Raw genomic sequence first — 19553 nt, forward strand, 5'->3', positions numbered from 1 at the left:
CGGTGATCACGCCGCGCTCGAGCTGCGCGGGCGAGAGATGCGCCATCTTGTTGTAGGCGCCGCGCAGCTTGAAGGAGAACACCGGCTGGTTGTCCTCGCGCTTGAGGAACACGGCGTTGCGCAGACGCGCCGAGAGGTTCGGGGCGCGCTCGAGTTCGGTTTCGCGGGCGGCGTCGTAGACACGCGCTGTGAGAATCTTGCGGAGATAGTCGTTTTCGTCGCGTCGGGACTGAGCGGAGTCCGTAGCTTTGACGACTTCAGTGGCTTCGGCGGTGGGGCGGCTTTGATGCACCTGCATGACGGCTCCTGTCTTCACTTTCGTTTTGGCCAGGAGGCGGAAACAAAAAACCCGCCTCGTGGGGCGGGTTGTTGTTGTCACTGCTGCCAGACGTACGCTAACCCACCATTCGTTGAATGGTGCTAATAATCAGCGCAATCGTGAAAAGGCGGCAGTTCATCTCTGTAGGATGACCTGAGGGGCGAGCCTTGTCAATTGCTCACAATCTTGTTGATTGTAATGCACTACAAATTACGTCTTATTTGCTACGTTTTTCGCTTGCAGCGGGTATCTTCGTGGCGAGAGACGCAAAAAACGTGATTTAGCCCGATCCAAGCTAACAAGTTTCGTGAAACATTCTAGAAAACCCAGTCTAAGCCATTGATTTTAAATAAGTAAGCCTGATCCGGTATTTTTTCGCGCCTGTTTCACGGATTCGACCCCGGTGTTGACTGGCGCATAGCCCGCGTCGCCTCTACAACGAAAAAAGGGCGCCTGACGACGCCCTCCCCTGCCACCGTTAGCCGCTACTCGCGACGCTCAGGTCGCCCCGGTCGTATCCATTTCCGAAGCCCACTGCTCGATGACTGCCTTCACGCGCTCGGCAAGACGTTGCTGATCGGAAGGCGCGATGCCGTTCAGGCTTAGCTCCGCGCGCCCGTCGCCGAACAGCTTCAGTTCGCCCAGCGCGACGCCGTCCGGTCGATTGAACTGGACGCGGGACTGGTAATGCGTACGACGCGGCCCGACGCTGCGCGCACCCGCTTCAGCCGAGGCCGCCGCCTCGAGCTTGCGCACGCTCGCCTTCCCTTCGACCACCTGCGCAAGCCAATGCTCGGCAACGGTTGCGCCCGCCCGGTCGAAGATCAGCTTGATGTTGTAGGCGTGTCCGAGTCCGACGTCCTTGCGATGCTGCGCCATTCTTTGCAGCAGATAAGGCGGCAGCGACGTGAGTGCGATCACCTTGCTGATGTGCTTCGGATCTTCGCCGACCGCTACCCCCAACTCGATCTGGTCGACGTAGACGCGATCATCGAGCAGCTTCTTCCACGCGAGCGCGTCGTCGAATACCGTCTGCTCCTCGCGCTCCTTGTTGGCGTGATAGGCGCGCAGGTACAGGTTCTGGTTGTCGAGGCCCTCGCGGACATCGGCGTCGATGAACTTGTCGCCGCGCGAACGCGCAGCACGAATACGGCGCTCGCCGTCGACGATCACATATTGACCGGGAAACGCCGCGAGTCTGGTGACCAGGATCGGCGTGATCTGCCCTTGCGTCGCAAAGCTTTCTGCCAGCTCGTCGATCGTCTCGGCGCTGTAGAACGCGCGCGGATTGTAGGGATTGGAGACGACATCTTCGACCGAAATCTTGCGGACCGCATGCAGCGAAAGCGGTGCCTCGACGACTTCGGCAGGCGGAGCGGCGGGCGTGTCCACGGCGTTGGGTACACCCGCGTCGCGCTGCGCGATATTGACGACATCGGCTTCCGCGAGACGCTCGCCAGCCGAAACACGCTCGGCGGCCATGCCTGCGCGGACCTTGCTGGTGAAATTCAGCTTAGCGGCCATTGACGACCTCCTCCTCTTCTTCTTCCTGAACCAGCGCAATGATCTCGTTGTAGACAGCGCTGATCTCGTCCTTCGCGACTTTCGCCCCGCGCACGCCGCGCACATCGAAGACGGTGCGGCCAAGCGCTGCCGCCTGACGGTAGAGCTCACGCTGCTTGATGGTTGCCGAAAATACGCGGACGTTGCTCTCAGCGAGGATGGCGCTCATCTGCGTATGCAGCAGCGTCTTCGAATTAGATTTATTCAACAAAATTGCGAATTTTCCGGCCGGATTGGCTACGCGGGTTCGCTCGACCAACTCCATCATCCCTTCGCTGCTCCAGATGTCGATCGGTGATGCGTCCGTCGGAATGACAGTTGCGTCGGCTACGGCAAGCACTCGCGCGGTAGTCAGGTCGTTGATATTAGGCGGACAGTCGACGATAACGACGTCGTAGTCGTTCGCCAGTGCGGCGATTTCCGGCCCAATCATCTTCTCCAGCTTGTGAATGCTGCCGACGCGGAACGGTAGAGGCGTTTCGGGACCGGCCGCTGCACACCAACTCATGCAAGATTGCTGACCGTCGGCATCGGCGACATAGACCTTATAGCCTTCAGCCTGAAATGCCCCAGCCAGATTCATGCTGGTAGTGGTTTTGCCAACCCCACCTTTTTGGTTCGCTACGGCTATCACGAGACCCATTCGTTTCTCCATGCAATTGTTCAACAGCGGGCGAGTCTCCGAGGTGCACTCTCCACGTGGAGACTCCAGCAAGTTCTTCGACAGTCTACTGGCAACTTAAAGTAAATTCTAGAAATTCCGCCCCGGACGTTGTCAGTTCACAACCAATTGGCTGAACGGATAAGAATTGGATGCAATGGAGAGCGCTGGTGGGCGGGGTGGATTGACGGGATCGCGATGTTTCAACAGTGACGGGCGCTGATCTCCACGTGGAGATCGCAGAATGCGCCCATCGAAGTTGGGGAGGTCGTCTGCTCGCAGGTCGATTAGACACTGGATCTTTGCACAGCCGTGCATTACGTTTGTGACGCGGGAGGAAAGTTCGAGTTGCGCGAGAGTGCTCGATAGGTATCTTCGCGGAGGGAGACGAGGAGCACCGAGCAATTCTCCACGTGGAGAGTGATCGACTTGACCTCGATTAGCGCAGTACTGTGAGTGCGATGTCCAGAAGCGATCCGGCCAGCAAGTGTTCTGAGCGATTCTCCACGTGGAGAGTCCTCAATCAGCATTCGGGAGAATGATGACGCGTGAGCAGGTACTGCCCGGGATGAAGGGATGGGCAGTGACGGTAAGCGAGTTCCATCCATTGCGTGTATCTCGCCGCCGCATCCACACATTCTTGCTCGTTTAAAGCAGCGACTCTCCACGTGGAGATCAACGCGAACAACACGAAGCAACCAAGCGCCATCGGCATCCGCGTACGCCGAGACAGAGCATAAACATCAGTCCGAGGCACTCAAACAGTCGAAGCCTGACTCGTCACCAAAAAAAGCGGTCGATCTAACACTCAGAAGCTTCGAAATATATATTTAGCTACGAATTCTACGTCGTTATATTTAGCTAATTTCCTTGCGCACTATCCGCATGTACTCACAGCGAATCGCACAAAAAAACGGCGGCCGAAGCCGCCGTCCCGTTAGATCCATCGCCTTCACTCGTCCCGAGCTTTCAGCGCGAGATCGATTTCCGCCGCCTGCAGGCCTTCGCCCCCGGCCGGCGCCTGTTGTCCGCTCAGCAGGAATTCAAGCAGATCCGCAGCAGTCGGTTGGCCCCAGGTGTCCAGAACCACCCAACGGAAGAAGTTCGTCGATGCCATCTTGCTCGGCACCTTCGCCGTCGACACCTTGAGCTTGTCCATACCGACCGTCTCGTTGTAGCGCTTGATCAGCGCAGTCTGGTCGTCGTATTCAAGTTCATTGAAGTAGGCGCGCGCCTCATTGATCTTCGCAGCGATATAGCGGTCCTTCACCTGATCCTGACTTTCGCGCGCGCGGCCAGCGTCGGTGGCGGGCGCGGCGGCATTCGCACCGGGCAACTCGTAGCCCTCGGTCAGCGCCTTGCGGAAATACGCCGCAACGTTGGCGAGCGGCGCCGAATTTTTCTGCGCCACCCGCGCCGCGGTATAGGCCACCGCCGTGCGAATCTTGTCCTCACCGTACTGCTTGAGCAGGCGCCGCGCCTCGGAAACCGGGATGCTGAACTTCGACATCTCGCCAATCAGCAGTGTTTCGTTTGCACGCAACTCCTGGGACGGATCGGTCTCCGGCTTGCGGGTCACGCGGAACTGCAGGGCGACGACCGAGCGTCCCACCTTGTGCTCGATGAGCTCGAAATTGTGATCCGAAATCTCATTGACTTCCTTGATGCAGGGCACCAGCACACGGCTCTTGAACTGCTTGTAGAGCTTGTACGATTGCGCCGAAGTATCCTGCCCAAGGATCAGGTCACGCAGCGTCGCGAGCGGAAAGCGCGCCGTCACACCCACGGCCTCGTAGCGAACGACGTTCTCCCACAGCGCAAGCGAATGCGCCTTTCTGAACTGACGCGTGATGCGCATATCGATCATCGCGTAGATTTCAGGATTGAGCAGTTCGCCGCGAATCTGTTCGGAGAAGGTGTAGCGCAATACCGATCGCTCGAGTTCGGCGCCGGCGAGCAAGCCGGACGCCTTCCAGATGCTGCGTTTGTCCTGCGTGAGGTAGTCCCAGTTGACGACCGTGCTGATGAGCGAGTTGATCGTTTCTTTGACGTACTCGGTGTTGTTACTGTTCAGATCGACGTCCTGGGAGAGGGCGGAGATCGTGATCTCGAACGAGGAGCGGCCGCGGTCGAGGGAATCCTGGCGAATGGCGTTCTTGATCAGCGAGCTGAACATCTTGCGCTGCTGCAGGCTGATCGATCCGGACTTCGGTGCGATATGAATCGCCGGAACGGCCTTGCGGAACAGATCAGGCGGCTGGCCTTGCTGGAATACGAGTGCACCTTGCTTGTCGGCGTCGCCGGCTTCGGCCTTTTTTCTTGCCATATGACCCACGATGAAAGGGAACCTGGTCGGTTGGTAACTGTATACCAAGCGATCAGGTGACTCAAGGCCACAGACGCAATCGTGACGCGGCACGACACCCAAGGGCTAAGAGCATTGACAGCCGGCGATTCTCTGCCTCGATGGCCACCGGGAACCCGTCCTGGGCACTCTGAACAGGCCCCGCGCACGGACCCATAAATGGTGACCTTTGCGTCGCCGCGTCCTGAAAACTATCCCATAGGCAGTGACCTTTATGCAAAATGTGAGTACTCACTCCGAGAATTTAGCCTCAATAGGTAGCTGTCCATGGGATTTTTCACATTGCTATCCAGGTTGTCACCCGGAGCAGTTCGGCCAAGCGTCTTCATGCCCAGTACGCCCATAAATGGTGACCTGAACCGGCTCCCACAAATGGCTACCCTTGCGGGGCCAAATACGGCGCTCGAGGTCAGCGGATCAGCACTTGCCCCCATAACTGGTGACCCACGCCTGATCCCATAGGCTGTTACCTGGCTCCAGCCAGCTTCTCCGCGTCCAAGGATTCATGCGGGTGGCCAATCCGGCGCACGATAACGCCGGAATTCCTCTCCCGACAAGCCACCATATCTGGTTACCCATACCGATTCCCAAAGACGGTTACCTGAACTCAAGCGACGGGTCCTCTTGAACACCCTCAAGAAAAGCCTCGCATCCCATAAGCAGCGACCTTCACTGACTCCCATAAACAGTGACCTGAAGGCAAAACCGCTCCTTTTCCCATAGCGGGCGACCTTCTCCCCATATCCACAACCCGTAAACCCCATGCCCGGGTACCGAAGTCCCATATCCACAACCCCGAACTCCCATACCCGGGACCACAAATCCCATAACGCGCCACCAAATCGGCCGCAAAGCCTTGCCTGGTAAGGGTTCGAGCCGTCTAAAGGTTTACTAAAGTTGTTAAAGCGTAAAAGGTAAACACTGAAACACGCGTTCGATGAGAAAGACGTCTCCCAAAACCGGGGACCTAATCGCATGTAAGTGGTCACCAACCTCCGTAACCCCATTCCGGGTTACCTAGCCCGTCTACCAACGCTTTGCGGGCACCCTGGAGCATTAGCTAAGCCCCCTTTTCTTGAGAATAAACTTTTAGAGATCGAATCAAATCATTGATTTACCGAGGAAAACACCCGGATGGTCTACGTCTATGGTGCTGTTCTTCGTCCAAAGGTAACTGCCTATGGGACCGGCTGAATCACTACGACACCAGTTGGATCGGAACCGTAAAGCGTCCTGCCAGCCTTGGACGCCCGCTGAACCAGGTCAGGGGAACCAGCGATCCGGAGATGCGCACTTGTGGACGAACCGTTCCTCCCATTTCCGGTTACCCACCTCAGGTCACCAAACATGGGAGTCACCGAAGGTCCACTTGGGCCGCGACCCAAAGCAATCAAGGAAAGTCAGGCGCCAACCGGACAAGGTGCACTGCACAAGATTTATCGGTAACCTACGGCCCACCGAGCGCCTGCCGGATCTCAGTGTGAATACGCGGGAAAGGTAACCGCGGCCGCGGTGTGCCGCCGCAGGCAATCGCTGCGGTACCGGTCGGCGAGACGCTGCTGGGCGGCTTCGATATCGGCGGGTGTCGTCGTCCGAGTTCGGGTCGTAACGCACCGCCTCGAGTACCGTAATTTGCGGTATCAGACCGGCATGCGTGACCTCGTGGGCCGGTTTGACGAACGGGTACCTGTGACATGCCTGCTGAGTCAGATGCGGTGCGGCGGCCGCATCCGCGTTCGTGGGTTCGCCAGTGAGTCGTCGAGCCGACCATTCATGGCCCATGGTTGGGTAGCCGCGTCAGTCAGCGAGAAAGCACCGTGCGCGCGATGCACGACCGCGCAACTGCAGGCGTTGCACGACGCCGGGCCCTGTGTGCGAGGCGCGCGATGAACCTGCCTGGCTGGCGCTCGGGCCTGGCCTGTTCGTTCCGGCGTCGTCGCGGGCGGTGCCGGACGTGCGGGTCATTGGCCCGACCACTGGCAGAGGACCACGTTCCGCTGGTTCACCGTTTCCGCAGCGATCTTCTCGCTCGCGTTCATGGCGCTGCTCGGCATCATCGAATACTCAGTGACGCGCGCCTTGCCGGCGCCATCGACGCGCGCTTCCGACGCCCCGACCAGCGCGACAACTTCTACGGCCTGTTCGCGCCGGACTGGCGCTGGCTCGTCGGCGATATCCGCGCGATGCCCACCGGTCTTGCGCTGGGACCTCGAAGGTGCTGCGCGCGGGCGCCGACGCGTGCTTTCGCTACAGTTCTCGTTCATGGAAATGCACGAGCGTATGCACACGCTATTGGGCGCCGCGCGGCCAGATGATTGCTACACGTGGCCCGAGAAAGAGCACATCGACGCTTCAACCGTCAACCTCGTCGTCTCGCGGCAGCGGCGCAAGCTCGCGCGCGAAGGCATCGAAGTGCGCATCGATACCATCAGCCGCGACGGCTATCAACTGACCTCGCCGACGTTCGACTGATGCGCGCGCTCAGGTAACCGTTTGTGGGAACCGGTTACCTATCCGGGCGCGGACGCATGGGTTTGTTAACTCAAAAAGCAAACGGTTCTACGATCAGGCCGTCTACATCGGGCGCATCGAGCAGGGCGGCTCGACCGCTTACCTTCACACACACCGCGTGCTGGCCGTATTCGTTGACGAGTTCGATCGGCCCGACGCATGGCCATCGTTTCATGCAGCGCGTCGGGCGCACTTATTCTTATACGTGCTGATTGCGCAATTGCGGCGCGTGAATATTGCGCCCGCTGGCGAGCAACGCTGCAACGAAAAGCAGAATGCCGATAATCGCAACGGTTGTTGCGAACGCGCGAGCCACCTGCGCGCTGCTCGCATCCGGCCCGGCAAGTGCAAAAAACAGGCCACCGAGCAGCGCCACGGCGAGCGCGGCACTGACCTGCAAAACCGAGCTGACGAGCCCGGCGGCAAGACCGGACCAGCGTCGATCGACGCATTCGACATTGCGCCTGACGAGCGCGGGCAGCGCCACGCCCTGGCCGAAGCCGATCAGAAAGAGCGACGCGTTGAGTGCGTGGAGCTGAGCATCGTGAACAAGCATGGCAGTCCAAAGTAAACCGCAGCCCTCGATTGCCATACCGGCCGCCGTCGCACGATGCCCGAACTGGCGCACGATCAGTGGATTGAGCAGCGGCCCGACCAGAAAGCCGACGCCCAAGGGCAGAATGCGCAATCCGACTTCGAGTGGCGCGAGCCCGAGCGCACGCTGGACGTAAATCGCGAACATCATGAAGAACGGTGCGAGCGAATAGAAGAAGAGCGTGGCAACGAGCCCGCGCACGAGGCCGGGCGCGGCGAAGATGACGGGCGGCACGAGCGCGTCGCGCCCGGCGTTCGCGACGCGCGCCTCGTAGCGCCAGAAGATCGCGAACAGTGGCGCGGCGCCAATGAGCAACGCCCACGTCCAGACCGGCCAGCCGCGCTCGCGACCTTCGATCAGCGGCACGACGAGCGCAGCCAGCGCGATGCCGAGCAGGACCATGCCGCCGGGATCGAGCTTCGCGGGGTGGTCCGAGCGGCTTTCACGCACGAGCCAGTACGCCGCTGGCGCGGCCGCCATCACGACGGGCAGGTTGATGAGGAAGATGCTGCGCCAGCCGAGTCCGAATACGTTGGCCGAGACGAGCACGCCGCCGAGGGCCTGACCGGCGACCGCGGCGATCCCGTAAGCCGCGCCAAAGAGGCTGAGTGCAAGCCCCTTCTGATGCGCCGGAAAGAGCGCATGGATCGATGCAAGCGCCTGGGGCGCCATGACGGCTGCGGCGCTGCCCTGAAGGATGCGTCCCGTCACCAGCGCTGCGGGCGAACTGGCGAACCCGCACACGGCCGAAGCCGCCGCAAACGCGAGGATGCCCACGAGAAAGATGCGCCGCCGTCCGTACAGGTCGCCGAGCCGGCCGCCCGTAATGAGAAAGATCGCGTAGGTCGCCGCATAGGCCGAAATCACCAGCTGCGCGATAGCGGGGCTGGCATGCAGGTCGGCCTGCATCGACGGCAGCGCGACGTTGACGATAAAGAAGTCGAGCGGCGGCAACAGCGTGCCCATCAGCAGCACGGTCAACGCCCACCAGGTGCGTGCGCCCGCTCGCGTGGACGGCATTTCGACAGTCGAAAGATTCGTCATGCAGCCTCCATATGGAACTAATCGGTTCCTAATTGGCCAAAAAAACTAGCGGATGGCGCTCAGCGCGATTTCAGCAATTGCATCGATCGCGTGCCCGCCGGCGTCAGTCTTGCCCAGCACGCGCATACCTTCGATCGTGCAGAGCAGGAAGCGCGCGAGATCGTCGGCATTCTGGTCGGCGGCCAGTTCGCCCGCTGCCTGGCCTCGCCGGATCGCGCCGGCGAGCAGCGCCTGCATGCGCGCGAACATGTCCGTGACGCGGGCTTTCACTTCGGCATCGAAGGGCAGGCATTCGGTGGCGGCGGCTGTCACCGGGCAGCCCGCAAGCCCTTCGAGGCCGACGGAAAGGCGCACGTAGTGACGCAGCGCCTCGCGCAGCGCGGTGCGCGCCGACGCGTGCCGCAGATTGCGCGTAAGCCGCGCGATACCGCGCTCGGTATAGAAGTCGAGCGCCGCGAGAAAGAGCTGGTGCTTGTCGCCGAACGCCTTGTAGAGGCTGCCGCGCGAGAGCTGCGTACCCTCGATCAGGTCGGGCAGCGACGTTGCCGCATAGCCGCGCGCGCGGAACACCTCTAGCGCGTTCTGCACGGCTTCCTGCTCGTCGAATTCGCGTGGACGGCCGGGGCCAGAACGTGTATCGGATTTCATGTCGTCATTCTAGACCAATCGATTCCGAATTGCCGAGAAAAACGTGCGTGGCGAATCCAAACATGCATACAGGATGAATTATATGTACGCACAGAAATATCAATTGTTGATATTCGGCGCGCGTCGGTAATCTGGCCGACATACCGACCAGCTAGCCCCGCTATGACCCGCACCGCGCTCATCGAATGGTTCACGAGTTTCGTGCCCAACCCGGCTGCGCCGCAATGGCGCGAGCGGGGGCGACGCTGTGGCGGAGCGTTGATCGGCATCGCGTTCACGGGACTCGCAACCCACGTGACGTTCGGCGCGGCGGGCGACATCCCGCTGCTCGTGGCGCCCATGGGCGCTTCCGCGGTGCTGCTGTTCGGCGCGTCGGACAGCCCGCTTGCGCAGCCGTGGTCGATTCTTGGCGGCAACTTCGTCTCTGCGCTGGTGGGCGTGGCGTGCGCGCAATGGATCGCATCGCCGGTCGCGGCGGCTTCCGTGGCGGTGGCGCTCGCGATCTGCGCGATGTTCCTGTGCCGCTGCGTCCATCCGCCTTCAGGCGCGGTCGCGCTGACCGCCGTGCTCGGCGGCCCCGCGGTTCACGCGCTCGGCTTTCACTTCGTGATCGCGCCTATTGCGTTCCAGTCCTTCGCGTTGCTCAGTGCGGCGCTGGCCTTCCACGCGCTGACCGGGCACCGCTATCCGCGCGCTGCGTTTCGTCCCACGCCGGAAGCCGCTGCCGCGCCGCTTGCCGTGCTGTCGCAACAGCGACTCGCGCCGCTGGATTTTCCGCAAAAATCGTTCGAACAACTAACTTGCGAGGAGATCATGTCGATCGGCTGTCCCGCCGTGCCCGCAACAATGGGCGCGCGTGCGGCGCACGAGATGTTCCGCCGCCACGGTGCTTCGACGCTCCCCGTGGTCGATGCGATGGATCGCGTGGTCGGCGTCGTCACGCATCACGCGCTCGGCGACCTTGCGCCGGCGGCTGGCCTCAAGCGATTCAGGAACACGCTGCGTCGCGCGGCGCAGCGCGAATCGGCGCGCGTGGAAGAAACGGTCGAAGCCGTGATGGCAGCCGGCGTGCACGCCGTCCATCGGGCCACGCCGCTCGCGCATCTGGTGCCGATTTTTGTCGAGCATGCCTACCACGACATTCCAGTGATGGACGATGCGCGTCGGCTGGTTGGCGTGGTCAGGCATTCGGACATGATCCGCTGGCTCCATCACCACGCGGGCGTTGCCCAAGCCGCCGCCGAGGCAGCCTGAGCCTGGTCTGGCCGCGTCACACCACGAACAGCAACACCGCGAACACTGCATAGAGCCAGCCGACATGTGTGAGCTGACGGCTACGTACCTTCGGCGCGCGAAACGCCCATTGCAGGATCAGGATGGCGATCATGGTCGTCACGGCCGCGAGAATCGAAGGCGTGCCGAGATGCCACGGCGTGAAGAAGAGGCCGAACGCCGTGGGAATGGTGGCCTGAATCATCATCGCGCCGCTGATGTTCGCCAGCGCCAGCCGCTCCTTGCCCTGGCGCACCCAGATGATCGCGTTCATGATCTCGGGCAGCTCGGTGGCGATCGGGCTGAACAACACGGCGGTCAACTGCGGGCTTAGACCGAGCCACGGTCCCACCGCACCGATCTGCTGCACGAACAGATGCGAGGCCGCGAAGATGACGGCGAGCGCGCCCAGCGTCTGCAGCAGAATCCACACCATGGCCGGATTGTCGTCGTGCGGGCGCAGCTTCAGCGGCTCGAGATCGCCTTCCACCTCGCCGCTATCTTCAGCGGAAAGCTCCTTCCAGCAGTAGAACGCGTAGGCCGCGAGAAACGCGATCCCCACTACCGGCTTGAAGCTGAACACCACGAGCCCGAGCGCGATCTTCGCGACGAAGATTGCGAGGAACCAGAGCTGGTCGCGGCGCAGACGGCGTGTATTCACGTCGACGGTGGCCGCGCGCTCGCGGCCCACGCGCTTTGCTGTCGCTAGCAACGCGAAGCCCACGACGGCATAGGCGATCGTGCTGAGCGCGAGCGGGCCGCCAATCGCGGCGCCTACGCCGATTTCCTTGTGCGCGGGATCGCCGCCGAAAGCGACGGCAACGAGCGTGACCACGCTCTCGGGCAGCGCCGTGCCGAATGCGGCGAGGATCGTGCCGGTTGCGGTTTGCGTGACCTTGAGCTTGTGGCCGAGCCACTCGACGCTATTGACGAACGTCTCGCAGGACAGGTAGATGATGCCGGCCGCGGCAATGAGCAAGGCGAACGTCAAGATCATGACGAACGCTCCGTGGCGCAAATGAGGAGGTGAAGCGGGGCGAGACGAGTCATTATTTTTGCCGTGATGTGCGAGCCGGGCACCGAAACCATGACGCTTCCCTTCGCCCGGCCCGGGTGAAAGGGAAAACGTCATAGGTCTCGTCAGGCCGCGCTATTGCAGCGATGCGCTGCAATGATCCGCAATACGGCTGCCGGCGCCATGGTGCAGGGGCACCAATTATGTTGACGGCGGCGCAACGCCGAAGCAGGCGTTGCAGACTACTCCCCTAAGACAGGGGGCGATTATAGCCGAAGTTCATGGCGGCGAGCGATTTCCGGCGCGCCCGCCGCGGTGCCTCGCGCGAAGCGAACCCGAACTTGTGACGCAGCGCGGCCATCACCATCGCCTGCTTGTCGTTGCTCGCATCGTTGTCGAAGTCGCCGAACGAGGCGACCGCGTTGACGAGCTCGCCCGTGCCCGCGTCGATCGTCTTGCCCGACGCCTTCTGGTGGCCCGCGAGCGCTCGAAAGCTGGGTCGCGTTGCTCGACGTGAGCGGTCTCGATTGGCGTGCGCTGCGCGAGCCGCTCGACCCGCGCAGCGGCAAGCCCGCTTCTGTGCTGCTCATGGCGCAGCGGCGCGGCTGACACCGCCCCGCGCGCCGCTGAGGAGGCAAGGTGCCGACGAGGGCGCGCCCGGGCTGCGCCCGCACTATCACCCGAACTACTACGGCGCGTACTTTCGCGACCCCGAAGGCAACAAGTTCTGCGTCTGTTGCCACGATCCCGCGGACCATTGACACCGCGCGGCAAGCCATCACACGGGCGTCCCATTCGCTGTGCTACCCTTGCCCTGCCTTGGGCCGAGGGTGCCGTGCACGCGTGCAAACGACCGCCGGCGGACGGTCCGATGTATCAAAGTCGAAAATCGAAGTCCTGAACCAAAGTCCCGCGCCGCGCCTCATCGCGCGCATGCGCCGGGACAACGACCAATAACAGGAAGAAGACCCAGATGAAAAAGCACGAGATACAACGCGCAGGTTCGCGCGGCCGCTTGCGCGCGCTGATCGCCGCCGTGGTGCTGGCGGGCGGCGCTCAAGCCGCGCATGCCGCCACGGAAATCCAGTTCTGGCATGCCATGGAGTCCCAGCTCGGCGAACGCGTGAACGCGATCGCCGAACAATTCAACGCGTCGCAAAGCGAATACAAGATCGTGCCCGTCTTCAAGGGCACCTACGACCAGACGCTCGCTGCCGGCATCGCGGCTTATCGCAGCGGCGACGCGCCCGCCATCCTCCAGGTGTACGAAGTCGGCACCGCCACGATGATGAACGCAAAGAAGGCCGTGCTGCCCGTGTACGACGTGATGAAGACCGCCGGCGTGCCGCTCGACGAGAAGGCCTTCGTGCCGACCATCGCGAGCTATTACAGCGATGCCAGGACGGGCCATCTGGTGTCGATGCCGTTCAACAGCTCGACGCCGGTGCTCTACTACAATCGCGACGCTTTCAGGAAGGCCGGCCTGCCCGACGCGCCGCCGAAAACCTGGCCCGAAGTCGCCGAAGCCGCCGCGAAGCTGAAGGCCTCGGGCATGAACTGCGGCTTTACCACGGGCTGGCAGGGCTGGATCCAGATAGAGAACTACAGCGCGTGGCAAGGCGCACCGATCGCGACGCGCAACAACGGCTTTGACGGCCTCGACGCGCAACTCGAAATCAACAAGCCGTTGCAGGTCGCGCATATCGCCTTCCTGCAAAACATGGCGAAGCAGGGCACCTTCACCTATGTGGGCCGCAAGGATGAAGCCACCGCGAAGTTCTATAGCGGCGACTGCGGCATCATGATGGGCTCGTCGGGTGCGCTGGCGAACGTGCAGCAGTATGCGAAATTCAAGTTCGGCACCGGCATGATGCCGTACGATCCGAGCGTGAAGGGCGCGCCGCAGAACGCTATCATCGGCGGGGCGAGCCTGTGGGTGCTGGGCGGCAAGAACCCCGAGGTCTACAAGGGCGTGGCGAAGTTCCTCGCGTACCTGAGCTCACCGGCCGTGGCCGCGAAGTGGCATCAGGACACGGGCTATCTGCCGGTGACGAAGGCCGCGTACGAACTCACGCAGCAACAAGGCTTCTACGCGTCGCATCCCGGCGCCGACACGGCCACGAAGCAGATGCTCAACAAGCCGCCGCTGCCGTGGACCAAGGGCCTGCGTCTTGGCAACATGCCGCAGATCCGCACGATCGTGGACGAGGAACTCGAACAGGTGTGGACGGGCGCCAAGACGCCGCAACAGGCGCTCGATTCGGCCAACTCGCGCGGCAACGATCTGCTCAGGCGTTTCGAGCAGCAGGCCGCGAACTGACGGCCCGACGCACGTGAAGTGAACCGATGCCTCGCGTGAGGCATCGGGCAGCGCCCCAAAAGGCCGACGCCAGTCCGGTCTTTTGGGGCGCCTGGCTTTCGCTCCGTGATCGCGGCTTTAGAACCACGCGTCCTGCATATCGAGCGTGGTGCGGTCGAGCGAGGTGAGCAGATCGAACTGCGCGCCGGTTTTCGGCAACTCCCATGCGAAGAAGTAAGCGGCCGCCGCGAGCTTGCCGCGATAGAAGTCCGCCTCCTCGCCGTCGGTTTTGGCGAGCGCCGCGCCGGCCACGAGCGCCTGTTCGAGCCACACCCAGGCGAGGACCACGTGGCCGAACGCTTCCAGGTACACCGAAGCATTGGCGAGCGTCACCGCCGGGTCGCCGGCTGCCCACAACCGCCGCGTGACTTGCGTGAGCCGCTCGAGTGCGGCTGCGAGCGCGCTTGCGTGGGCGGCCTCGTCTGCCGTGCCCGAAGCGTGTGCGCGTTCGAGCGTAGCCTGCACGCGCGCCACGAAGACCTTGAGCGCCGCACCGTCCTTGATGACGACCTTGCGGCCGAGCAGGTCGAGCCCCTGAATGCCATGCGTGCCTTCGTGGATCGGATTGAGACGGTTGTCGCGATAGAACTGTTCGACGTTGTACTCGCGCGTGTAGCCATAGCCGCCGTGCACCTGGATGGCGAGGTCGTTGGCCGCGAGACACCATTGCGAAGGCCAGCTCTTCGCGATGGGGGTGAGCAGGTCCAGCAGCAGCGAGAGCGGCTCGTGCGCCGCGCCGCTGGCGGCACCCGCTTCGTCCACGAGTTTGGCGCACCAGAGGTTGAGTGCGAGCGCGCCTTCCACGTAGCTCTTTTGCGCGAGCAGCATGCGGCGCACGTCGGCGTGCTCCACGAGCGTCACCTGCGGCGAAGCCGGATCTTTGCCCGCCGCGCCCACGGGACGCCCTTGCGGACGGTTGCGCGCGTAATCGAGCGCATGCAGATAGCCGGTATAGCCGAGCATCGTCGCGCCGAGCCCAACGCCAATGCGCGCCTCGTTCATCATGTGGAACATGTACGCGAGCCCGTGATGCGGCTCGCCCACGAGGTAGCCGATCGCGCCCGCGCGGCCGCCCGGCGTGTGCTGCGTGCCTTCGCCGAAATTCAGCAGGCAGTTCGTCGTGCCGCGATAGCCCATCTTGTGATTGAGGCCTGCGAGCACGACGTCGTTGCGCTCGCCGCGCGAGCCGTCCTCGTTCACGAGGTACTTGGGCACGACGAACAGCGAGATGCCTTTGACACCCGCAATGAGCTTGCCATCGGGATCGGGAATCTTGGCGAGCACGAGGTGCACGATGTTCTCGGCAAGCTCGTGCTCGCCACCCGAGATCCACATCTTGTTGCCGCGCAGACGATATTGCGCGCCGAGCGGGGAGTCGCATTCGAAGTCGGCCCGCGTGGCGACATCCGAAAGCGACGAACCCGCTTGCGGCTCGGAAAGGCACATCGTGCCGAAATAGCGGCCTTCCAGTTCGGGGCGCACGAAGGTGTCGATCTGCTTTGCACTGCCATGCGCGAGCAGCAGGTTCGCGTTGCCGATGGTGAGGAACGGATAGGCGCTCGTGCCGACGTTCGCCCCCTTGAACCACGCGAAGCCTGCCTTCTCGACGACGAGCGGCAACTGCATGCCGCCGTATTCGTAGTCCTGACCTGCGGCCATCAGGCCTGCGTCGCTGAACGCCTTCAACGCCGTCTTGACCTCGGGGATGATCGTGACCGTTTCGCCGTCGAAGTGCGGTTCGTACTGATCGTTCTTCTTGTTGTGCGGCGCGAAGAGGTCAGTGGCGATCTTCTCGCAGGTGTCGAGCGCGGCGTCGAAGGTCTCGCGCGTGTGATCGGCGTAGCGCGGAATACGCGTGAGGCTTTCGACATCGAGCCATTCGTAGAGCAGGAAGTTCAGATCGCGGCGGGAAAGGATCAGCGACATGGCGGAACGGTCTCGCATCTTGAGAGGAGAAGGCTGCTAGCGTACCTAAAATAGAACGGTCGTGCTATTGGTAGTTTCTCCAGCGATAAACGGGGCTCGTTCGGCAAGCGGCAAATAAACGGGACCAAAACATTGCAAACGTTTGCAAATACCTGTCCCATAAAGGGTTTCCTGAAGTTTATTGATTTGCTGCCGTAAACTCGTGCGCGGTCCCGATTTTCCTGTCGAGCCCGCCAACGAGTCGCGCCGATGCCTTTACGGCGGCTCTTTTTGCAGCCGAATTCAACCAGGCGCATCAAGGTCCATCAGCTGCCGCCGCATTAACGCCTACCTGCAACTTTTCTTCCTCATCCAAGTGTCGTTCATGCTGGCAGATTCGCCGGGTCGCGCGCAGTCGCTTCGACTGTCCGGCTCGCAACCGCGCGTGGCCATTCGCGCGCTCGATGACGTCGCGCGCGCCGCCGACGCGATCATGTATTCGTGCCTCGCGGTGGACGGCGTTCCGGCCAGCGCGCCCACGGCGGTCGCGCTCAAGGGGGCGATCGCCCAGATGGCGCGCGCCATGCAGGAGGTCAGCGGGAGCACGGCGCACGTGGAGCAGGCCGCGCTCGAAATCGCGGAAGGCAACGCGAACCTGAGTGCGCGCACCGAACACCAGGCGGGCAGCCTGGAGGCCGCGCGTGCGGGCGAACAGGGACGCGGCTTCGTCCGACGTCCGGGTGAACGAGTAGTGAACAAGGAGATCTTCCCATGATGAGCGTGGCGGGCTGCATCGTCTACAAACACAACCTGTGGCTCGTCGTCGTCGCGCTGCTGATCTGCGCCGCGGGCTCGTGGGTCACGGCGCGGCTCGTCCTGCGCGCGTTCGCCACGCGTTCGCTGCAGCACATGGGCTGGTCGTTCATCGCGGCCGTCGTCGCCGCCGCCGATATCTGGTGCACGCACTTCGTCGCCATGCTCGGCTTCGAACCGGGCGTGCCGATCGCCTTCGACCCCGTGCTGACCATCACGTCGCTGCTCATCGCGCTCGTGGGTAGTTTCGCGGGGTTCCTGCTCGCCACGAGCCACGCCGCGAACCGTCTCACGCGTGCTGCGCCCGCGCTGGGCGGTGCGATCGTCGGGCTGGCGGTCGCGCTCATGCATTACGCAGGCATGCTCGCGTATCGCGTGGAAGGCATCGTGATCTGGAATCGCGTCGGGATCGCCTTGTCGATCGTGTTTGCAGTCGCAATCAGCGCGCTCGCGCTGCATCTCGCGGGCGTGGCCGCTCGGCGCCCGCAGGAGAACGCGGCCAGCGCGCGAGCGAGCGCCGACGCGTCCGCGCGCCTCGTGGCGGGCGTGCTCGCGCTCGCCATCGCCGCGCTGCACTTCACCGGCATGTCCGCGTTCCAGGTGGTGCCGATGCCGCTCGACGGACACTTTTCGAATCCCGCCGCGTTGCACGCGCTCGCGCTCGCCGTGGCGTGCATGGCGCTCGTGATCGCGGGTGCAGGCTGCGTGAGCTTTCTGCTCGACGACAGCGTGCGCGCCGAATCCGTCGAGCATCTGCGCACGATGGCGATGAGCGACATGCTCACCGGCCTGCCCAATCGCGCGAGCTTCAACGCACGCATCGACGCCGAACTGGCACGCACGCAGGACACGCGCAAGCTCGCGCTTATCGGCATCGACCTGAACCGCTTCAAGGAAATCAACGACCTGCACGGCCATCACGCTGGCGACGAAGTGCTGCGCATTCTCGCGCGGCGTCTTTCGAGCCTGATGCGCGAAGGCGAGTTCGTGGCGCGCGTGGGCGGCGACGAGTTCGTGGCGCTCACGCGCTTCGCCTCGCGCGATGATCTCGGCGATCTGCTCTCGCGCCTCGAAACCGCGCTGTACCGGCCGGTGCGCTACGACGACGCCGAAGTGCTCTCGGGCGCGAGCCTTGGCGTCGCCATCTATCCCGACGACGCCACCACCAAGACCGTGCTCATCAACAACGCCGACCTCGCCATGTACCGCGCAAAGGCGGATCTGGCGCAGTCGGTGTGCTTCTATGAGCCGGCGATGGACGAGATCGCGCGGGCGCGCCGCTCGCTCACGCACGACTTGCGCGAGGCGCTCGCACGCGGGCAGCTGAGCGTGCACTACCAGGTGCAGACCTCGATCGCGAGCGGCGAAATTTGCGGCTATGAAGCGCTGCTGCGCTGGGAGCATCCGCGGCTCGGCTTCATCTCGCCCGCCGAATTCATTCCGCTCGCCGAAGAGAACGGCCTCATTCTCGGCATTGGCGCCTGGGTGCTGCGTGAGGCCTGCACGCGCGCCGTTTCGTGGTCGCCGCCGTACAAGGTGGCGGTGAATCTTTCGCCCGTGCAGTTCTCGCACGCGGACCTGCCGAAGCTCGTCGAGACCGTTCTGGTCGAGACTGGCCTCGCGCCCGAGCGGCTGGAACTGGAACTGACCGAGACGACCATTTTCGCGGACCGCGAGCGCTCGCTCGACGTGCTGCAGCGAATCAAGGCGATCGGCGTGAGTATCGCGCTGGACGACTTCGGCACCGGCTACTCGTCGCTCGACACGCTGCGCTCGTTCCCGTTCGACAAGATCAAGCTCGACCAGTCTTTCATCAGCGAGGCCGAGTCGAGCCGCCAGGCCACCGCGATCATTCGCGCAGTGCTCGCGCTCGGCAAGAGCCTCGGCATTCCGGTGCTGGCCGAAGGCATCGAAACCGAGGCGCAGCTTACGCTGCTCGCCGACGAAGGCTGCGACGAAGTGCAGGGCTATCTGCTCGGCCGCCCGGCGCCGCTCAGCCATATCGTGGCGAGCGGGCAACTGTCGCTGCTCGCCGACGACGAAGCAGCGCTGGGCGCGGTGCGAGGTTAAGCGCTCTCGCCGCCGTAGTCCACGAAGCGCGGCGCGCATTGCGGCTGCCATGCGCCGCCGCTCTGCGCGAACGCGCCGCGCGCCGTGTTGTGCGCATCGAGCGGCGCTTCCGCAAGACCCAGCACGGGCGTGACGCATGCGTCGCTGCCTTCGAACACGGCGGTCCATTCATCGCGTGTGCGCGTGGCGACCGTGTGGGCGATCCGTTCCTGCACGCGCGGCCGTGGCCGATGAACTCGGCGCGCGCGCGAGCTTCGTGCCCGCCGACGTGACGAGCGCCGACGACATGAACGCCGTGTTCGAGGCGGCTACGAAGCGCGGCGCGCTGCGCTCGCTCGTGCATTGCGCGGGTCGTGGCGGCGCGGTGCGCCTGATCGAGAAGGACGGCTCGCCGGGCTCGCTCGAAGCCTATG

16 protein-coding genes, 1 pseudogene and 1 riboswitch are annotated in these 19553 nt (G+C 63.0%); of the genes and pseudogenes, 6 read left to right on the top strand and 11 right to left on the bottom strand.

The features are described from left to right. The 5 genes from AB4Y43_RS38750 to AB4Y43_RS38770 form a co-directional block, all read right to left on the bottom strand. Positions 1 to 298, bottom strand: a 298-nt coding sequence (locus AB4Y43_RS38750; protein ID WP_368730147.1) for a pyridoxal-phosphate dependent enzyme, incomplete at its 3' end; no start/stop codon positions are given. Positions 299 to 817: 519 nt separating this feature from the next. Then, a complete protein-coding gene (locus AB4Y43_RS38755) occupies positions 818 to 1843 on the bottom strand; it encodes a ParB/RepB/Spo0J family partition protein (RefSeq protein WP_368730148.1) in 1026 nt (341 codons plus the stop codon). Next, complete coding sequence (gene parA / locus AB4Y43_RS38760) at positions 1833 to 2525, bottom strand: ParA family partition ATPase (protein WP_069266877.1); 693 nt, start codon at positions 2523 to 2525, stop codon at positions 1833 to 1835. Before parA ends, AB4Y43_RS38755 begins: the two co-directional genes overlap by 11 nt. 970 nt (positions 2526 to 3495) lie before the next feature. After that, positions 3496 to 4869, bottom strand: coding sequence for a replication initiation protein (locus tag AB4Y43_RS38765; protein ID WP_069266876.1), 1374 nt, complete (start codon positions 4867 to 4869; stop codon positions 3496 to 3498). A gap of 2000 nt (positions 4870 to 6869) precedes the next feature. After that, positions 6870 to 7172 carry a hypothetical protein gene (locus AB4Y43_RS38770; protein ID WP_368730149.1) on the bottom strand — a complete coding sequence of 101 codons (303 nt, stop codon included), beginning with the start codon at positions 7170 to 7172 and terminating at the stop codon, positions 6870 to 6872. A gap of 16 nt (positions 7173 to 7188) precedes the next feature. Between AB4Y43_RS38770 and AB4Y43_RS38775 the strand changes: the two genes are divergently transcribed. Further along, positions 7189 to 7380, top strand: a complete 192-nt coding sequence (locus tag AB4Y43_RS38775) for a helix-turn-helix domain-containing protein (protein WP_368730150.1) — start codon at positions 7189 to 7191, stop codon at positions 7378 to 7380. A 70-nt stretch (positions 7381 to 7450) separates the two neighbouring features. Here the strand turns inward: AB4Y43_RS38775 and AB4Y43_RS38780 are convergent, their stop codons facing one another. From AB4Y43_RS38780 to AB4Y43_RS38790, 3 genes are read right to left on the bottom strand one after another with little or no spacing between them, the layout of a single operon-like run. Further along, entirely contained in the window at positions 7451 to 7594 is a 144-nt protein-coding gene (locus tag AB4Y43_RS38780; RefSeq protein ID WP_368602030.1) for a hypothetical protein, read from the bottom strand. A gap of 24 nt (positions 7595 to 7618) precedes the next feature. After that, a complete protein-coding gene (locus AB4Y43_RS38785; protein ID WP_368730151.1) occupies positions 7619 to 9058 on the bottom strand; it encodes an MFS transporter in 1440 nt (479 codons plus the stop codon). Between the two features lie 45 nt (positions 9059 to 9103). Beyond that, positions 9104 to 9706 (bottom strand): TetR/AcrR family transcriptional regulator, encoded by a 603-nt coding sequence (locus tag AB4Y43_RS38790; protein WP_069266873.1) that lies wholly within the window; start codon positions 9704 to 9706, stop codon positions 9104 to 9106. Between the two features lie 162 nt (positions 9707 to 9868). On the opposite strand from AB4Y43_RS38790, the gene AB4Y43_RS38795 reads away from it, so the two are divergent. Further along, positions 9869 to 10960: an HPP family protein gene (locus tag AB4Y43_RS38795; RefSeq protein WP_368730152.1), complete on the top strand. Its 1092-nt coding sequence runs from the start codon at positions 9869 to 9871 to the stop codon at positions 10958 to 10960. A 16-nt stretch (positions 10961 to 10976) separates the two neighbouring features. Here the strand turns inward: AB4Y43_RS38795 and AB4Y43_RS38800 are convergent, their stop codons facing one another. Further along, entirely contained in the window at positions 10977 to 11975 is a 999-nt protein-coding gene (locus tag AB4Y43_RS38800) for a sodium:calcium antiporter (protein ID WP_368730153.1), read from the bottom strand. A gap of 177 nt (positions 11976 to 12152) precedes the next feature. After that, positions 12153 to 12256, bottom strand: a riboswitch (yybP-ykoY riboswitch). Positions 12257 to 12966: 710 nt separating this feature from the next. Between AB4Y43_RS38800 and ugpB the strand changes: the two genes are divergently transcribed. Beyond that, positions 12967 to 14313, top strand: coding sequence for a sn-glycerol-3-phosphate ABC transporter substrate-binding protein UgpB (gene ugpB, locus AB4Y43_RS38805; protein ID WP_342950116.1), 1347 nt, complete (start codon positions 12967 to 12969; stop codon positions 14311 to 14313). 117 nt (positions 14314 to 14430) lie between these two features. On the opposite strand, the gene AB4Y43_RS38810 is transcribed toward ugpB, so the two are convergent. After that, positions 14431 to 16278 (bottom strand): acyl-CoA dehydrogenase, encoded by a 1848-nt coding sequence (locus tag AB4Y43_RS38810; RefSeq protein ID WP_342950115.1) that lies wholly within the window; start codon positions 16276 to 16278, stop codon positions 14431 to 14433. Positions 16279 to 16642: 364 nt separating this feature from the next. Between AB4Y43_RS38810 and AB4Y43_RS38815 the strand changes: the two genes are divergently transcribed. After that, a complete protein-coding gene (locus AB4Y43_RS38815) occupies positions 16643 to 17032 on the top strand; it encodes a hypothetical protein (protein ID WP_368730154.1) in 390 nt (129 codons plus the stop codon). After that, complete coding sequence (locus AB4Y43_RS38820; RefSeq protein ID WP_368730155.1) at positions 17029 to 19140, top strand: putative bifunctional diguanylate cyclase/phosphodiesterase; 2112 nt, start codon at positions 17029 to 17031, stop codon at positions 19138 to 19140. Before AB4Y43_RS38815 ends, AB4Y43_RS38820 begins: the two co-directional genes overlap by 4 nt. Here the strand turns inward: AB4Y43_RS38820 and AB4Y43_RS38825 are convergent. Further along, positions 19137 to 19355, bottom strand: a complete 219-nt coding sequence (locus tag AB4Y43_RS38825; RefSeq protein ID WP_368730156.1) for a CoA transferase — start codon at positions 19353 to 19355, stop codon at positions 19137 to 19139. The genes AB4Y43_RS38820 and AB4Y43_RS38825 overlap by 4 nt on opposite strands. On the opposite strand from AB4Y43_RS38825, the pseudogene AB4Y43_RS38830 reads away from it, so the two are divergent. Continuing rightward, positions 19307 to 19553, top strand: a pseudogene (locus AB4Y43_RS38830) (hypothetical protein); the annotation flags it as partial. The gene AB4Y43_RS38825 and the pseudogene AB4Y43_RS38830 overlap by 49 nt on opposite strands.

Origin of the sequence: Paraburkholderia sp. BR10872 (genome assembly GCF_040965835.1) — a bacterium.
Classification (GTDB): Bacteria; Pseudomonadota; Gammaproteobacteria; order Burkholderiales; family Burkholderiaceae; genus Paraburkholderia; species Paraburkholderia nodosa_A.

Excerpts from the sequence above, each read along its gene's own strand:
- AB4Y43_RS38755 (WP_368730148.1), bottom strand. The coding sequence starts at position 1,843 with ATGGCCGCTAAGCTGAATTTCACCAGCAAGGTCCGCGCAGGCATGGCC.
- parA (WP_069266877.1), bottom strand. The coding sequence starts at position 2,525 with ATGGGTCTCGTGATAGCCGTAGCGAACCAAAAAGGTGGGGTTGGCAAA.
- AB4Y43_RS38765 (WP_069266876.1), bottom strand. The coding sequence starts at position 4,869 with ATGGCAAGAAAAAAGGCCGAAGCCGGCGACGCCGACAAGCAAGGTGCA.
- AB4Y43_RS38770 (WP_368730149.1), bottom strand. The coding sequence starts at position 7,172 with ATGAACGAGAACTGTAGCGAAAGCACGCGTCGGCGCCCGCGCGCAGCA.
- AB4Y43_RS38775 (WP_368730150.1), top strand. The coding sequence starts at position 7,189 with ATGCACACGCTATTGGGCGCCGCGCGGCCAGATGATTGCTACACGTGG.
- AB4Y43_RS38780 (WP_368602030.1), bottom strand. The coding sequence starts at position 7,594 with ATGAAACGATGGCCATGCGTCGGGCCGATCGAACTCGTCAACGAATAC.
- AB4Y43_RS38785 (WP_368730151.1), bottom strand. The coding sequence starts at position 9,058 with ATGACGAATCTTTCGACTGTCGAAATGCCGTCCACGCGAGCGGGCGCA.
- AB4Y43_RS38790 (WP_069266873.1), bottom strand. The coding sequence starts at position 9,706 with ATGAAATCCGATACACGTTCTGGCCCCGGCCGTCCACGCGAATTCGAC.
- AB4Y43_RS38795 (WP_368730152.1), top strand. The coding sequence starts at position 9,869 with ATGACCCGCACCGCGCTCATCGAATGGTTCACGAGTTTCGTGCCCAAC.
- AB4Y43_RS38800 (WP_368730153.1), bottom strand. The coding sequence starts at position 11,975 with ATGATCTTGACGTTCGCCTTGCTCATTGCCGCGGCCGGCATCATCTAC.
- ugpB (WP_342950116.1), top strand. The coding sequence starts at position 12,967 with ATGAAAAAGCACGAGATACAACGCGCAGGTTCGCGCGGCCGCTTGCGC.
- AB4Y43_RS38810 (WP_342950115.1), bottom strand. The coding sequence starts at position 16,278 with ATGTCGCTGATCCTTTCCCGCCGCGATCTGAACTTCCTGCTCTACGAA.
- AB4Y43_RS38815 (WP_368730154.1), top strand. The coding sequence starts at position 16,643 with ATGCTGGCAGATTCGCCGGGTCGCGCGCAGTCGCTTCGACTGTCCGGC.
- AB4Y43_RS38820 (WP_368730155.1), top strand. The coding sequence starts at position 17,029 with ATGATGAGCGTGGCGGGCTGCATCGTCTACAAACACAACCTGTGGCTC.